15 protein-coding genes are annotated in these 13,900 nt (G+C 61.0%); 8 read left to right on the forward strand and 7 right to left on the reverse strand.

The features are described 5' to 3' along the window. The first annotated feature begins 31 nt into the window (after window positions 1–31). Window positions 32–985, forward strand: coding sequence for a homoserine kinase (locus tag JFT66_RS27585; protein ID WP_198860510.1), 954 nt, complete (start codon window positions 32–34; stop codon window positions 983–985). Between the two features lie 111 nt (window positions 986–1,096). Here JFT66_RS27585 and JFT66_RS27590 read toward each other — a convergent pair whose 3' ends face one another. Next, entirely contained in the window at window positions 1,097–2,026 is a 930-nt protein-coding gene (locus tag JFT66_RS27590) for a zinc ABC transporter substrate-binding protein (RefSeq protein WP_198860511.1), read from the reverse strand. Between the two features lie 58 nt (window positions 2,027–2,084). On the opposite strand from JFT66_RS27590, the gene JFT66_RS27595 reads away from it, so the two are divergent. From JFT66_RS27595 to JFT66_RS27610, 4 genes are read left to right on the forward strand one after another with little or no spacing between them, the layout of a single operon-like run. Then, on the forward strand, window positions 2,085–2,567 hold the full coding sequence (locus tag JFT66_RS27595; RefSeq protein WP_034116651.1) for a Fur family transcriptional regulator: 483 nt from the start codon (window positions 2,085–2,087) through the stop codon (window positions 2,565–2,567). Then, entirely contained in the window at window positions 2,567–3,337 is a 771-nt protein-coding gene (znuC, locus tag JFT66_RS27600) for a zinc ABC transporter ATP-binding protein ZnuC (protein WP_034116650.1), read from the forward strand. The genes JFT66_RS27595 and znuC overlap by 1 nt, the downstream gene beginning before the upstream one ends. Further along, the gene (gene znuB, locus JFT66_RS27605; RefSeq protein ID WP_034116649.1) at window positions 3,330–4,118 is read left to right on the forward strand and encodes a zinc ABC transporter permease subunit ZnuB; all 789 of its coding nucleotides are present in this window, start codon (window positions 3,330–3,332) and stop codon (window positions 4,116–4,118) included. Before znuC ends, znuB begins: the two co-directional genes overlap by 8 nt. 37 nt (window positions 4,119–4,155) lie before the next feature. Further along, window positions 4,156–4,875 carry a PA5502 family lipoprotein gene (locus tag JFT66_RS27610; protein ID WP_034116648.1) on the forward strand — a complete coding sequence of 240 codons (720 nt, stop codon included), beginning with the start codon at window positions 4,156–4,158 and terminating at the stop codon, window positions 4,873–4,875. A gap of 98 nt (window positions 4,876–4,973) precedes the next feature. Here JFT66_RS27610 and katE read toward each other — a convergent pair whose 3' ends face one another. After that, the gene (gene katE, locus JFT66_RS27615; protein ID WP_198860512.1) at window positions 4,974–7,115 is read right to left on the reverse strand and encodes a catalase HPII; all 2,142 of its coding nucleotides are present in this window, start codon (window positions 7,113–7,115) and stop codon (window positions 4,974–4,976) included. Window positions 7,116–7,380: 265 nt separating this feature from the next. Between katE and JFT66_RS27620 the strand changes: the two genes are divergently transcribed. The 3 genes from JFT66_RS27620 to JFT66_RS27630 are packed head-to-tail and all read left to right on the forward strand — an operon-like array spanning window position 7,381 to window position 9,887. Further along, window positions 7,381–8,388 carry a methionine ABC transporter ATP-binding protein gene (locus JFT66_RS27620; RefSeq protein ID WP_198860513.1) on the forward strand — a complete coding sequence of 336 codons (1,008 nt, stop codon included), beginning with the start codon at window positions 7,381–7,383 and terminating at the stop codon, window positions 8,386–8,388. Next, window positions 8,388–9,062 (forward strand): methionine ABC transporter permease, encoded by a 675-nt coding sequence (locus JFT66_RS27625; protein ID WP_034116644.1) that lies wholly within the window; start codon window positions 8,388–8,390, stop codon window positions 9,060–9,062. Before JFT66_RS27620 ends, JFT66_RS27625 begins: the two co-directional genes overlap by 1 nt. Window positions 9,063–9,113: 51 nt before the next feature. Further along, window positions 9,114–9,887: a MetQ/NlpA family ABC transporter substrate-binding protein gene (locus JFT66_RS27630; protein ID WP_198860514.1), complete on the forward strand. Its 774-nt coding sequence runs from the start codon at window positions 9,114–9,116 to the stop codon at window positions 9,885–9,887. An 80-nt stretch (window positions 9,888–9,967) separates the two neighbouring features. Here the strand turns inward: JFT66_RS27630 and JFT66_RS27635 are convergent, their stop codons facing one another. From JFT66_RS27635 to JFT66_RS27655, 5 genes are read right to left on the reverse strand one after another with little or no spacing between them, the layout of a single operon-like run. Continuing rightward, window positions 9,968–10,603 (reverse strand): SCO family protein, encoded by a 636-nt coding sequence (locus JFT66_RS27635; protein WP_153837268.1) that lies wholly within the window; start codon window positions 10,601–10,603, stop codon window positions 9,968–9,970. After that, window positions 10,600–11,499, reverse strand: a complete 900-nt coding sequence (gene cyoE, locus JFT66_RS27640) for a heme o synthase (RefSeq protein ID WP_198860515.1) — start codon at window positions 11,497–11,499, stop codon at window positions 10,600–10,602. Before cyoE ends, JFT66_RS27635 begins: the two co-directional genes overlap by 4 nt. After that, on the reverse strand, window positions 11,487–12,566 hold the full coding sequence (locus tag JFT66_RS27645; protein WP_034116640.1) for a COX15/CtaA family protein: 1,080 nt from the start codon (window positions 12,564–12,566) through the stop codon (window positions 11,487–11,489). Before JFT66_RS27645 ends, cyoE begins: the two co-directional genes overlap by 13 nt. A 10-nt stretch (window positions 12,567–12,576) precedes the next feature. Then, window positions 12,577–13,161, reverse strand: a complete 585-nt coding sequence (locus tag JFT66_RS27650; RefSeq protein ID WP_198860516.1) for a hypothetical protein — start codon at window positions 13,159–13,161, stop codon at window positions 12,577–12,579. Beyond that, window positions 13,127–13,891, reverse strand: a complete 765-nt coding sequence (locus tag JFT66_RS27655; RefSeq protein ID WP_034116638.1) for an SURF1 family protein — start codon at window positions 13,889–13,891, stop codon at window positions 13,127–13,129. The genes JFT66_RS27650 and JFT66_RS27655 overlap by 35 nt, the downstream gene beginning before the upstream one ends. Window positions 13,892–13,900: the final 9 nt, after the last annotated feature.

Genomic DNA, 13,900 nt, shown 5'->3' on the forward strand with positions numbered 1-13,900 from the left:
CACGGCAGCGCCCGTAACGGCAGTTTTAACCATGTCTGTGTTCACCCCCCTGGCTCGGCCCGAGCTGGAAACTTTCCTCGCACCCTACGGGCTCGGCCGCCTGCTTGATTTCCAGGGGATTGCCGCTGGCAGCGAAAACACCAACTTCTTCATCAGCCTGGAGCAGGGCGAGTTCGTCCTGACCCTGGTTGAACGTGGCCCCGTGGCAGAAATGCCGTTCTTCATCGAACTGCTCGATGTACTCCACGACGCCGACCTGCCGGTGCCTTACGCCCTGCGTACGGCTGACGGCATTGCTTTGCGCGAACTCAAGGGCAAACCGGCATTGCTGCAACCGCGACTGGCGGGCAAGCACATCAAGGACGCCAACGCCCAACATTGCGTCCAGGTCGGCGACCTGCTCGGCCACTTGCACCTGGCTACCCAAGGCGAAAAGGTACTTGAGCGCAAGACCGACCGCGGGCTGGATTGGATGCTCAGTGAAGGCGCTCAGCTTATTTCGCACCTCAACGACGCCCAGCAGCGCCTGCTGCATGATGCGTTGGCCGAGATCGAAGCCCACAAGGCCGACATCCTCGCCCTGCCACGAGCTAACGTGCACGCCGACCTGTTTCGCGACAACGCGATGTTTGAAGGCACGCACCTGACGGGTTTGATCGACTTCTACAATGCCTGCTCGGGACCAATGCTCTACGACGTGGCGATCGCCTTGAATGACTGGTGTTCGGATGCGTCGGGCGTGATTGACGGACAACGCGCCCGGGCGCTGCTGGGCGCCTACGCAGGGCTGCGGCCGTTTACCGCCAAGGAAGCCGAGCTATGGCCGACCATGCTACGCGTGGCGTGCGTGCGGTTCTGGCTGTCACGACTGATCGCGGCCGAGTCGTTTGCCGGGCAGGATGTGTTGATTCACGATCCAGCTGAGTTCGAACATCGCCTGGCACAGCGTCAGAAGGTCAATGTCCACCTGCCGTTCGCACTCTAAAAGGCCTACTCGGTCAAAAAAATGTGGGAGCTGGCTTGCCTGCGATAGCGGTGTCGACTGACACGCCGCCATCGCGGGCAAGCCGCTCCCACATTGGTTATGCGCAGATAGTTAGAGCGACTCCAGGCACCCAGCCAAGTCATTGCCCAACTTCTCCAGCACCTGCTCATAACCCTGGGCGGTAGCCGGGGTATAGCCACCCAACGCATCCAGCTCCGCCAACTTCACCGGCAACCCGGCCACCAGCGTCTCGGCCAATCGCGGACGCAACGGCGGCTCACTGAACACGCAGGTCTTGCCCACTTCCTGCAAACGCGTGCGCATTGCCGCGACGTGCTGGGCACCTGGCTGTACTTCGGCGGCAACGCTGAACACACCGGTATGCTTGAGCCCGTAGGCGTCTTCGAAATAGTCGAAGGCTTCGTGAAATACGAAGTATGGCTTGTCACCGACACTTGCCAGGCGCGCTTTGAGCCGCGCATCCAATGCATCGAGGCGCTCATCGAAGGCCTTTACGTTGCTTTGATAGCGCTCGGCGTTGGCCGGGTCGGCGGTGCTGAGGTCAGAGGCCATGCGCGTTGCGATCACCCGCGCGTTTACTGTCGACAGCCACAAGTGCGCGTCGACGCTGCCTGGACGATGATCATGGTCATGTACGTCGGCATCGTCGGCATGGGAATGGCTATCTTCGCCGAAACGACGAAGTTTCATCCCTGGTAAGTCTTGAACGGCCACGGTTGCCGCCGTACGGCCTTTCAGCACGCGCGGCAGGAATGTCTCCATATCCGGCCCGATCCAATACAACAGGTCCACCGACTGCACACGCCGTACGTCGGATGGGCGCAAGGCGAAGTTATGCGGCGATGCGCCCGGCGGTAGTAACACCTCTGGAATGGCCACTCCGTCCTGCACAGCAGCGGCAATCAACTGCAACGGTTTGATGCTCGTCAGCACCTTGACCTCGGCCTGAGCGGCACCCGCAACGAACAAACTGGTGACAAATACGACAAAAACGGGAAAAAGTCGGGACACGATGACCACTCGATGGCGTAGGAACGGGTAACATAATAACGTCTCTATCAAATATCTGTCGCCGCTCATGCCTAAAACACCGCTTGCCAGCCGTCCCCACGACCACTCTCACTGCGTACACACCGCATTGTCGGAGGCCGACACCCTGTGCGCACAGAAAGGCTTGCGCCTGACCGCCTTGCGTCGCCGGGTGCTGGAGCTGGTGTGGCAGAGTCACAAGCCGTTGGGCGCGTACGACATTCTTGGCGTACTCAGTGAGCAGGACGGCCGCCGCGCTGCACCGCCTACCGTGTACCGCGCGCTGGACTTCCTGCTGGAAAACGGCCTGGTGCACCGCATTGCCTCGCTCAATGCTTTTGTCGGCTGCAACCACCCACAGCACACGCATCAGGGCCAGTTCCTGATCTGCCGCGAGTGCCACGCCGCCATCGAGCTGGAACAAAAAAACATCAGTGACGCCATTATCAACAGTTCTGCCGACGTCGGCTTCAAGGTCGAGGGGCAAACGGTCGAAGTGGTCGGCCTGTGTGCGGGCTGCCAGGGGGCTTGATGAGCAACGCCTTAATCCGCCTGGAACAGGTCGGGGTCACGTTCGCCGGGCAAAACGTGCTGGAAAACATCGCACTGAGCGTGCAACCGGGGCAAATCGTCACCTTGATCGGCCCCAATGGCGCCGGCAAGACCACTCTGGTGCGCGCCGTACTCGGCCTACTTAAGCCCGACAGCGGCAGTGTGTGGCGCAAGCCCAAGCTGCGTGTGGGCTATATGCCGCAAAAGCTGCATGTGGACCCGACCTTGCCGCTCTCCGTATTGCGCTTTCTGCGCCTGGTGCCTGGTGTCGACCGCGCCCGTGCCCAGGGCGCGCTCAAGGAAGTCGGCGCCGAGCAGGTGATCGACAGCCCGGTACAAAGCATCTCCGGCGGCGAAATGCAGCGCGTACTGCTGGCCCGCGCCTTGTTGCGCGAGCCAGAGTTACTGGTGCTCGATGAGCCCGTACAAGGCGTCGACGTCGCCGGCCAGGCCGAGCTGTACAGCCTGATCACCCGCCTGCGCGACCGCCATGGCTGCGGCGTGCTGATGGTCTCCCACGACCTGCACCTGGTGATGAGCACCACTGACCAAGTCGTCTGCCTCAACCGCCACGTGTGCTGCTCCGGCCATCCGGAACAGGTCAGTAGCGACCCGGCCTTCGTGGAACTGTTCGGCAAGAACGCCCAGAGCCTGGCGATATACCACCACCATCACGACCACGCCCATGACCTGCATGGTGCCGTTGTCGATACGCCTCACGTTCATGGAGATAGCTGCAAGCATGGCTGATTTTCTGCTCTACGCCCTGCTGGCAGGCTTGGCTCTGGCACTGGTGGCGGGCCCATTGGGTTCGTTCGTGGTCTGGCGACGCATGGCCTATTTCGGCGACACCTTGTCCCATGCCGCGTTGCTGGGCGTGGCCATGGGCTTTCTGCTGGATGTCAGCCCGACCATCGCCGTGACTGTGGGCTGCCTGTTGCTGGCGGTACTGCTGGTGACCCTGCAACAACGCCAGCCGCTGGCTTCCGATACGCTGTTGGGCATCCTCGCGCCGAGTACCTTGTCCCTGGGCCTGGTGGTGCTGAGCTTCATGCATGAAGTGCGCATCGACCTGATGGCTTACCTGTTCGGGGACTTACTGGCAATCAGCCCGACTGACCTGGCCTGGATCCTCGGAGGCAGCGCGGCGGTGCTGGTCTTGCTGGTAGCCCTGTGGCGCCCGCTGTTGGCGATCACCGTGCATGAAGAGCTGGCCACGGTGGAAGGCTTGCCCGTGCCAGCCCTGCGCATGACCCTGATGTTGTTGATCGCGGTGGTGATTGCTGTCGCGATGAAGATTGTCGGCGTATTGTTGATCACGTCGCTGCTGATCATTCCCGCCGCCGCCGCCCAGCGTCACGCTCGCTCTCCGGAGCAGATGGCAATCGGCGCCAGTTTCCTGGGGATGCTGGCAGTGTGTGGGGGCCTGGCGCTGTCCTGGTTCAAGGACACACCGGCCGGGCCGTCGATTGTGGTTGCGGCGGCCGCCCTGTTTCTGCTGAGTTTTGTCCTGCCCCGTCGAGGGGTGTAGACTTGCTCGCTTTTTGCGCAAATAGAGAGTCGCAGGAATGAAGCCGTTCACCTCCCGTTATCTGCTCCTTGCCGCATTTTCCCTGCTGCTGGGCGCCTGTCAAAGCACACCGCCCGCGGCCCCCGAGGTTCCGGACGCACGCGCTGCAGCCATCGCGCAGCTGGAGCAAAACCTCGCCAGCAGCGAGTTGGCAACCGCCGAAGACCAGCTCGCGGCGTTGCAGGCGCAATCACCCGACGACCCAACGCTGGAGCCCTACCAGCGCCAATTGGCTGAAGCCTACCTGCAGCGCAGCCAGATCGTGCTGCAAAAAGGTGACGTCAACGCCGCCGCCACGGCCCTGAGCCGCGCCCGTGCACTGATGCCCAAGGCGCCCGCACTCACCGGCGGCGTCAACAGCGCCATCAGCCATGCGCGCAAAGCCGAGCTGGATAAAGCCGAGGCCGCCTTGAAGGCCGCCGAAGCCAAGCCCGCCGCCAAGGTCATCGATCCGGCCGCACCCAGCACTACCGTGGCGCTGAACCTGACCAATATCGAAGAACTGCGCCATCAGTTGGATGCGATCGCTACCGACGTGGTGAATTACCAGTGCGATGTGAGCATCCAGGCGCCGCGCACCCAGGATTACCCGTGGTTGGCGACGTTGCTGACCAAACGGGTGAAGCGCATTGATTCGGGGTATGACCTGAAGATTCACCGGCAAATTCTGAAACATATTCCGGCGCAGGTTGTGCTGATTCCGCGCAAGGCGGAATAAAAACATCGGGGGCAAGCCCCTCCCACGCTTGAATGTATTCACAATTCAAATGTGGGAGGGGCTTGCCCCCGATGACGGTCTAACAAACAGCCAGAAAATTAAGCCGGAATCGCCTTGGCCTTCGGCTCACGATCCCAAACCCGATGCTGGGCAATCGCGGCAAAGAACGCCTTGAACGCCTTGGCCTCGGCGCCCACGATCAACCCCGCATCTGCCTCCAGTTTCAGCAGGTCCAGCAGAGGCTTCGCGTCACTGGCCACCGCAATCGCCTTCAGGTGCTTGTACGCTTCCAGCACGTAATGCAACGCCACACCATCACCGCTCAGTGCTTTGACCGACTCTTTGCCGCCGGGGATAAACACCGCGTCAAAGGCAATAGACGGCATGCCTTCCATCGACGCATCCACCTTCAGGCTTTTGCCATCGGCGGTCGTCACCGGCGCCGACGTCGGCCCCAGCAACTTGGCGTGCGCGCCTTCCGCCTCCAGCGCCTTGGTCAACGCGGCAATCGCGGCGCCGTCCACACCATTGGCCGCCAGAATCGCCACTTTGCGTGTCTTGATATCGCCCGACAGCAAATTCACTTGGCTCAACGCCGGTGATTCTTTAAGCGACGTTTCCACGGGCGGCACCGTACCTTTGCTTGGCGCCGGTAGGCCCAGGTTCTGCGCAACGCGCTTAGCCAGGTCCAGATCGATATTGGCCAGGATCTCATTGACCTGGCGGGCGCGGATAAACTCACGCTCCACCTTGCCCAACTCAAAGCTGTAGGCGGCGATAATGTGCTCTTTCTCGTGGTGGCTCATGCTGTTGTAAAACAGCGTAGCCTGGGAGAAGTGATCGCCAAACGACTCGCTGCGCTCGCGCACCTTGTTGGCATCAACTCGCTCGTAATAGGTTTCGAACCCGCCATCCTGTGCCGCAGGTGGGGTTTCTTTCGGCCAACCCCCATCGATCGAGTTCGGCTCATACGCAGCACGCCCCTTGTCGATCACGGTGCGATGCTGGGCGTCGCGCTGGCTGTTATGGAAAGGCACCACAGGCCGGTTGATCGGCAACTCATGAAAGTTTGGCCCGCCCAGTCGGCTGATCTGGGTATCTGTGTAGGAAAACAGACGGCCTTGCAGCAGAGGGTCGTTAGTGAAGTCGATGCCCGGCACGATATGACCTGGGCAGAACGCAACCTGCTCGACTTCAGCGAAGAAGTTGTCCGGGTTACGGTTCAGCACCATTTTGCCCAGTGGCGTGATCGGCACCAGCTCCTCGGGAATAATCTTGGTCGGGTCGAGCAAGTCGAAATCGAACTTGTGCTCGTCTTCTTCCGCCACAATTTGCACACCCAGTTCCCACTCAGGGTAGTCGCCACTTTCAATCGCTTCCCACAGGTCGCGACGGTGGTAGTCGGTATCTTTGCCCGCCAGCTTTTGCGCTTCGTCCCACACCAGGGAGCAGGTGCCGACTTTTGGATGCCAGTGGAATTTCACAAAGCTCGACTTACCTTCGGTATTGATCAAGCGGAAGGTGTGAATACCAAAGCCCTGCATGGCACGCAGGCTTTTTGGAATGGCACGGTCGGACATGGCCCAGATGACCATGTGCGCCGACTCCGGTTGCAGCGAGACAAAATCCCAGAACGTATCGTGGGCCGAGCCACCGGTAGGAATTTCGTTGTGAGGCTCAGGCTTCACCGCGTGGACAAAGTCGGGAAACTTGATCGCATCCTGAATGAAAAACACCGGCATGTTGTTGCCCACCAGATCGAAGTTGCCTTCGTCGGTGAAGAACTTCACGGCAAAGCCACGTACGTCGCGCACGGTATCGCCGGAGCCACGCGGGCCCTGTACGGTGGAAAAGCGTACGAACACCGGGGTTTTATGCTCGGGGTTGCGCAGGAAACCGGCCTTGCTCAGCGCCGAATGGTTTGCATAGGTCTGGAAGTAACCATGGGCGCCGGTACCGCGAGCATGCACGATGCGCTCCGGGATACGCTCATGGTCAAAGTGCGTGATTTTTTCACGCATGATGAAGTCTTCCAGCAGCGACGGGCCGCGGGCGCCGACTTTCAGGGTGTTCTGGTTATCGGAAATCTTTACGCCTTGGTTGGTGCGCAGGGCCTGGCCGGTCGCATCGGAGCGGAACTCTTCCAGGGCTTGCAGCTTGGCGTTGGTGTTGCCACGGTCCAGGGTATCGGTACCCGCGAGTTCACTCTTGGACGGGGTGGCTGGCTTCTTGGTACTCATCAGTCAAAACTCCTTATTCAAAGTGGCCAGAGCGGTCCCCGGCTCGTTTGAGCAAAACCCCAGGCACGGCACCTGAGAAATCGAGTTGCTTCAGTAGTGACTGACAGGGTTTTGCACCGTTCCTTTTTTATGACCTTTGATCGCGTTATTGCCAAATGACTGGATGAATACGAAATAAATGCTAAGAAACGCTATACGGACAGGCTAAAATGCGCGCCCGGCTAACCGCTGATCCCTTTTCAATGCGCCCCACAAGGTTCGCTACGTGATCGAGTTTCAAAACGTCCATAAAACCTACCGCGTCGCCGGTAAGGATATCCCCGCACTGCACCCCACCAGCCTGCGCGTCGAGAACGGCCAGGTGTTTGGCCTGATTGGCCACTCGGGTGCGGGTAAAAGCACCCTGCTGCGCCTGATCAACCGCCTGGAAGAGCCCAGCGGTGGCCAGATCACGGTGGATGGCGAAGAAGTCACCGCCCTGGACGCCAACGGCCTGCGCCGTTTCCGCCAGCAGGTCGGCATGATCTTCCAGCACTTCAACCTGCTGGCATCCAAGACCGTCGCCGACAACGTGGCGCTGCCGCTGACCCTGGCCGGCGACCTGTCGCGCAAGGCCATCGACCAACGCGTCGCCGAATTGCTCGACCGCGTCGGCCTGTCGGACCACGCCAAGAAGTACCCGGCGCAGTTGTCCGGGGGCCAGAAGCAACGCGTCGGCATCGCCCGTGCCCTGGCGACCAAGCCAAAGATCCTGCTGTGCGACGAGGCCACCAGCGCCCTCGACCCGCAAACCACCGCGTCGGTCCTGCAACTGCTGGCCGAGATCAACCGCGAGCTGAACCTGACCATCGTGCTGATCACCCATGAAATGGACGTGATCCGCCGCGTGTGCGACCAGGTCGCCGTGATGGATGCCGGCGTGATCGTCGAGCAAGGCTCGGTGGCCGAGGTGTTCCTGCACCCCAAGCACCCGACCACCAAACGCTTCGTGCAAGAAGCCGAACAGGTTGACGAAGGCGAGCAGCATGACGACTTCGCCCATGTACCGGGTCGCATCGTGCGCCTCACGTTCCAGGGCGAAGCGACCTACGCGCCATTGCTGGGTACCGTCGCCCGGGAAACGGGTGTGGACTACAGCATCCTGGCCGGTCGTATCGACCGCATCAAAGACATCCCTTACGGGCAACTGACCCTTGCCGTCACCGGTGGTGACATGGAAGCCGCGTTTGCACGCTTCACCGCCGCCGACGTCCACATGGAGGTCCTGCGCTAATGGAAGTCCTGATGAGTTTCTTCGCCAATATCGACTGGTCTGAAATCTGGCTCGCCACCGGCGATACCATGACCATGCTGTTCGGCTCGCTGTTCTTCACCGTGCTGCTTGGCCTGCCCCTGGGTGTGCTGCTGTTTTTGACCAGCCCGCGCCAACTGTTCGAACAGAAAGGCCTGTATGCGCTGCTGTCGCTGATTGTGAATATCCTGCGTTCGCTGCCGTTCATCATTCTGTTGATCGTGATGATCCCGTTCACCGTGCTGATCACTGGCACGTCGTTGGGTGTGGCCGGTGCGATCCCACCTCTGGTGGTAGGCGCCACGCCATTCTTTGCGCGCCTGGTGGAAACCGCCCTGCGTGAAGTGGACCGCGGCATCATCGAAGCCACCCAATCAATGGGGGCCAGCACCCGTCAGATCATCACCAACGCGTTGTTGCCCGAGGCCCGCCCTGGCATTTTCGCGGCGATTACAGTGACGGCGATTACACTGGTTTCCTACACGGCCATGGCCGGCGTGGTAGGTGCAGGTGGCCTGGGTGACCTGGCGATCCGCTTTGGCTACCAGCGCTTCCAGACCGATGTAATGGTAGTCACGGTGGTGATGTTGTTGATTCTGGTGCAAATTCTGCAAACCGTCGGCGACAGGCTGGTGGTGCACTTTTCTCGAAAATAACGGCCATTGCCGGCCCACAGCCGGCAGATGCCCGAACAAGGAGCTTGCTGGATGAAAAAACTACTGGTTGCCTTCGCTGCCGTTGCCGCGTTTTCCGCCCACGCTGCCGAGACCCTCACGGTTGCAGCCTCGCCTGTACCGCATGCGGAAATCCTCGAATTCGTGAAGCCTGCCCTTGCCAAAGAAGGCGTGGATTTGCAGGTCAAAGTCTTCACCGACTACGTGCAGCCCAACGTGCAAGTCGCTGAAAAGCGCCTGGACGCCAACTTCTTCCAGCACCAGCCGTACCTGGATGAATTCAACAAAGCCAAGGGCACTCACCTGGTGAGCGTTGGCGGCGTGCACCTGGAGCCACTGGGCGCTTACTCCAGCAAGCACAAGACACTGGCCGACCTGCCTGACGGCGCCAACGTGGTGATCCCGAACGACGCCACCAACGGCGGCCGTGCGCTGTTGCTACTGGCCAAGAACGGCCTGATCACCCTGAAGGACCCGACCAACATCCTGTCGACCATCAAGGACATCACTGTCAACGATAAAAAACTCAAGTTCCGCGAACTGGAAGCCGCCACCCTGCCGCGCGTGCTGACCCAGGTCGACCTGGCGCTGATCAACACCAACTACGCCCTTGAAGCCAAGCTGGACCCGTCCAAGGACGCCCTGGTGATCGAAGGCAGCGACTCGCCTTACGTAAACATCCTGGTGACCCGCGAAGACAACAAGGATTCGGACGCGGTGAAGAAGCTGGTTGCAGCCCTGCACACGCCGGAAGTGAAGAAATTCATCGAAGAGAAGTACAAAGGCGCGATCAAGCCGGCGTTCTGATCCACCTAGATCTCCAAAACACTGAGGATCAAAAATGTGGGAGGGGGCTTGCTCCCTCCCACATTTGTTTTGTGTTGCTTTTATTTACGCTGTAGCAACCCCGGCAACTGCGCCACCAGCTTCTGGTTATTCAACGGCGCACGAATAAACCCGCGCTGCGTACCATCCGGCCCGATCAGCGCCAGGTTGCCGCTGTGGTCGACGGTGTAGTTCGGCTTGCTGGTATCCGCCGGAATGAAGGGAATGCTCACCGCATTCGAGACCTTCTGCACATCCTCCACATTCGCGCCGGTCAGGCCTTCGAACTGCGGATCGAAGTAGCCCAGGTATTGCTTGAGCTGCGTCGGGGTATCGCGGTGAGGGTCGACGCTGACCAGGATCACCTGCAACTTATCCACAACCTCTTTGGGCAGCTCGCTCTTGATCTGGCGCAGCTGGGCGAGGGTGGTCGGGCAAATGTCCGGGCAAAAGGTGTAGCCAAAAAACAGCAGGCTCCACTTGCCTTTCAACTCATTGACCAGCACCGGCTGGCCGTCCTGGTTGGTCATGCTCACCGGCGGCAGCTGGCGGCTTTGCGGCAGCAGGATGATGCCCGCGTCGATCAGCGCAGTGGGGTCGCCCTGGCCTTTGCCCGAGAGCACTTTGTTGACGGTCAGGCCCATGATCAACGCCACCAGGGCCACGAGGATGAAGACGGTTTTTTGAGTTCGAGTCATAGGTTCAACAGTAAGTAGTGGTCTACGAGCAGGGCGATAAACAACAGGAACAGGTACCAGATAGAGTACTTGAACGTGTTGATCGCCGCGTGCGGCTGGCTGCCACGGTACAGCACCCAGGCCCATTGCAGAAAGCGCGCGCCCAATACCAGGGCACAGGCCAGGTAGAGCAGGCCGCTCATATGGATGACGTAGGGCATCAGGCTCACCGCCAACAGGGCGAAGGTATACAGCAGGATATGCACCTTGGTGTAGTGCTCGCCATGGGTGACCGGCAGCATCGGGATGTCGGCCTTGGCGTATTCCTCTTTGCGGTGGATGGCCAGCGCCCAGAAGTGCGGCGGGGTCCAGGCGAAGATGATCAGCACCAGCAGCAGCGGCTCAGCACTCACATGCCCGGTGACGGCGACCCAACCCAGCAGGGGCGGCGCGGCGCCAGCGAGGCCGCCGATGACGATATTCTGTGGCGTCGCACGCTTGAGAAAGCCGGTGTAGATCACCGCATAACCGAGCAGCGAAGCCAACGTCAGACAGGCCGCCAACGGGTTGGTGAACGCCAGTAGCAGGGCCAACCCTGCAACAGCCAGAAACAATGCAAACGCTAACGCCGCAATCGGTGCTACACGCCCCTCAGCCATCGGCCGTTTATGGGTGCGGGCCATCACCGCATCAATCCGCCGGTCGACCACATGGTTCACCGCCGCCGCGCCACCCGCGCACAGGGCAATGCCCAGGTTGCCGAACACCAGCACCGTCCACGGCACCCCGGCGCGGGTGGCGAGGAACATGCCCACCAGCGAGGTGATCAGCATCAGCACCACCACTTTCGGCTTGGTCAGCTCCAGATAGTCACGCCAGATCGCCTGATCGTGACGTGCGCCGATCAAGGTCGCCATGGCATCTCTCCTTTAAGGGTAATCAGGCCCGACACCTGTTTGCGCGGGATGAAACGCCAGCCGAAGGGTAGCTGGTTGCGAACCCGTACCAGACTGGTGCGGGCGTGGTAATTGACCAGTACCAGGCTCAGCAACAAGGCCGCGCCGCCCGCGTTATGGCCCACCGCCACTGGCAGCGGCAGGCCCAACGCCACATTGCTCACCCCCAGGCTGATTTGCGCGGCCAGGACGATCAGCAGCAAGCCCGCCAGCCGCGTCATGCCCACGGCTCGCAGTTGCCAGGCCAGGCCCAGCAATACCAGGGTGACCAGCACTGCGCCGATGCGATGAGTCAGGTGGATCGCCGTGCGCGCCTCGCTGTCGAGCTGGCCGCCCAGGTAATTGGGGCCGATGTGTTGGGTCAGGTGAAAGCCATTGGCAAAATCCGCCGCCGGCCACCACTGGCCGTGACAGGTCGGCAGGTCGACACAGGCCACGGCGGCGTAGTTGGAGCTGACCCAACCGCCCAGCGCAATCTGCCCGATTACCAGCACCAGCCCCGCCGTTGCCCAATATTGCAGGCGCTTGGGCACGATCAGCGCCGGCAACACGCCGGACAGTCGCAGGGTCAACAGGAACAACAGGCTCAAGGTGGCGAAGCCGCCCAGCAAATGCCCGGTCACCACCTGCGGCCACAGTTTCAAGGTCACCGTCCACATGCCAAAGGCCGCCTGGGCGAACACCACCGCCAACACAAACAAGGGCAATTTCACCGGCTGGCCCGGATCACGCCGATGGCGCCACGAGCGCGCCGCCAGCAGCGCGATCAATAGCCCCAGGCTGCCGGCGAAGTAGCGGTGGGTCATCTCGGCCCAGCCTTTATCAGCCTCTACCGGCGTATCGGGAAAATGCAGTTCGGCATGGGCCAGTTGGGCTTCGCTGTTGGGGACACTGATAAAGCCATAGCAACCCGGCCAGTCCGGGCAACCCAGGCCGGCGTGGGTCAGGCGTGTGTAGGCGCCGAGCAGCACGACAATCAGCGCCAGCAACGTGGCAAACAGCGCGAGGCGAAATCCAGGCTTGGCCATGACGATACCCTTATCCGATGTTCGACAGTTTCAGCAGCAGGCGCAGGTCGTTGAGCAAGTCCTTGCCCTTGACCCTGGCGTCGTAGCGCAGTACCAGGTTGCCGTGGGGGTCGATGATCCACAGTTGCGCCTCGCCGGGCGCGGCAGCGTTCCTGGTAAAGGTCGATAGATCCAGCGAGTAGCGCTGCAGTTGTGGGTATTCGGCCTTGAGCTTGGCCTCGTATTCGGTGCTCAGCGGTTGCGCACCGGCCAGGGCATGGCTGGCGCGGTACGCATCCCGACCCAGGCTGATTTGCAGCTGACGTGCCAGGTAAACCAGTTGTTGGCAGTCGTTGGCGCACGCCGTGGGCGCGGTGACCAGTAGCTGCCAGCGGTCTTGATCGGCCTGCACGCCGATATCGGCACGGGTCTGGCCGTTGCCGATCAGTTCGCCGTGGTAGCTGCGGCTGTCCGGCACCCAGAACTGCAATTTGTACATGAAGGTCGCCAGCACCATCGGGCCGATCACCATCATCAGGATCAAAATCAACTGCCAGCGGCCTTTGCGCCGGTCGGGCGTCTCAGACGTGCTGGGTGGATTCATGGCCGCTCCCATGGGGCTTCTCCTTTTTATTGTGCCATCCGAGGTAGAGGTAAAGCACCAGCAGTGCCAGTGCCATGGCGAACCACTGCACCGCGTAGGCCAGGTGTTTTTCCGGGCCCATAGCGACTATTGGCCAGGTGGTTTCGTACGTACCGGGGCCTGCTTCGGCACGCAGCTCGTAGGAAAAACCGCTACGCCCCAGCTCGCTCCACAGCGCGGCGGGGTGCAATGCGGTAAGCAGACGTGGCCATTGCGCACTTGCAGGGTCGGCATGCAGTTGGAAGGTCTCGCCAGGGGCGACGTACACCCAGGCATCGAGATTCAGTACGTGTTCAGGAGTGGAAAAGGTCGGCGGCGTGCGCCGGTCCGGCCACGGCAGCCAGCCGCGGTTGAGCAATAGCCACAGGCCGCTGGCCTGATCATGGAAGGGCTGCAGCAGCTCGACACCGGCCTTGCCGTCGCGCATACGGTTATCCAGCAATACGCTGTGCTCGGCATCGAATTGACCACGAAGATGAACGCGGCGAAAGGCTGGGTCGGCCATGTCATTGAGCTGCGCACTGCTCACCGGTTCTGCGGCGCGGCGCTCGGCATAACGGTCCACCAGCAGCTGTTTTTCATGCCCACGGGACAGTTGCCAGAACCCCAGGCACACCATCAATGGCAGCAACACCAGCACCACCAGCGTCGGCGCGATACCCGGACGAAAGCGCTGCATGGCACTGGCTATACTGGATTTCATCGCCCCTCC

This window comes from Pseudomonas sp. MF6755 (genome assembly GCF_016405635.1).
Lineage (GTDB): Bacteria > Pseudomonadota > Gammaproteobacteria > Pseudomonadales > Pseudomonadaceae > Aquipseudomonas > Aquipseudomonas haemolytica.

Bases quoted from the DNA above. Each gene is read 5' to 3' on its own strand.
- JFT66_RS27625 (WP_034116644.1), top strand. From the start codon at position 8,388: ATGGAAGTCCTGATGAGTTTCTTCGCCAATATCGACTGGTCTGAAATC.
- cyoE (WP_198860515.1), bottom strand. From the start codon at position 11,499: ATGGCGACCTTGATCGGCGCACGTCACGATCAGGCGATCTGGCGTGAC.
- JFT66_RS27645 (WP_034116640.1), bottom strand. From the start codon at position 12,566: ATGGCCAAGCCTGGATTTCGCCTCGCGCTGTTTGCCACGTTGCTGGCG.
- znuB (WP_034116649.1), top strand. From the start codon at position 3,330: ATGGCTGATTTTCTGCTCTACGCCCTGCTGGCAGGCTTGGCTCTGGCA.
- znuC (WP_034116650.1), top strand. From the start codon at position 2,567: ATGAGCAACGCCTTAATCCGCCTGGAACAGGTCGGGGTCACGTTCGCC.
- JFT66_RS27635 (WP_153837268.1), bottom strand. From the start codon at position 10,603: ATGACTCGAACTCAAAAAACCGTCTTCATCCTCGTGGCCCTGGTGGCG.
- JFT66_RS27610 (WP_034116648.1), top strand. From the start codon at position 4,156: ATGAAGCCGTTCACCTCCCGTTATCTGCTCCTTGCCGCATTTTCCCTG.
- JFT66_RS27630 (WP_198860514.1), top strand. From the start codon at position 9,114: ATGAAAAAACTACTGGTTGCCTTCGCTGCCGTTGCCGCGTTTTCCGCC.
- JFT66_RS27585 (WP_198860510.1), top strand. From the start codon at position 32: ATGTCTGTGTTCACCCCCCTGGCTCGGCCCGAGCTGGAAACTTTCCTC.
- JFT66_RS27650 (WP_198860516.1), bottom strand. From the start codon at position 13,161: ATGGGAGCGGCCATGAATCCACCCAGCACGTCTGAGACGCCCGACCGG.
- JFT66_RS27595 (WP_034116651.1), top strand. From the start codon at position 2,085: ATGCCTAAAACACCGCTTGCCAGCCGTCCCCACGACCACTCTCACTGC.
- katE (WP_198860512.1), bottom strand. From the start codon at position 7,115: ATGAGTACCAAGAAGCCAGCCACCCCGTCCAAGAGTGAACTCGCGGGT.
- JFT66_RS27655 (WP_034116638.1), bottom strand. From the start codon at position 13,891: ATGAAATCCAGTATAGCCAGTGCCATGCAGCGCTTTCGTCCGGGTATC.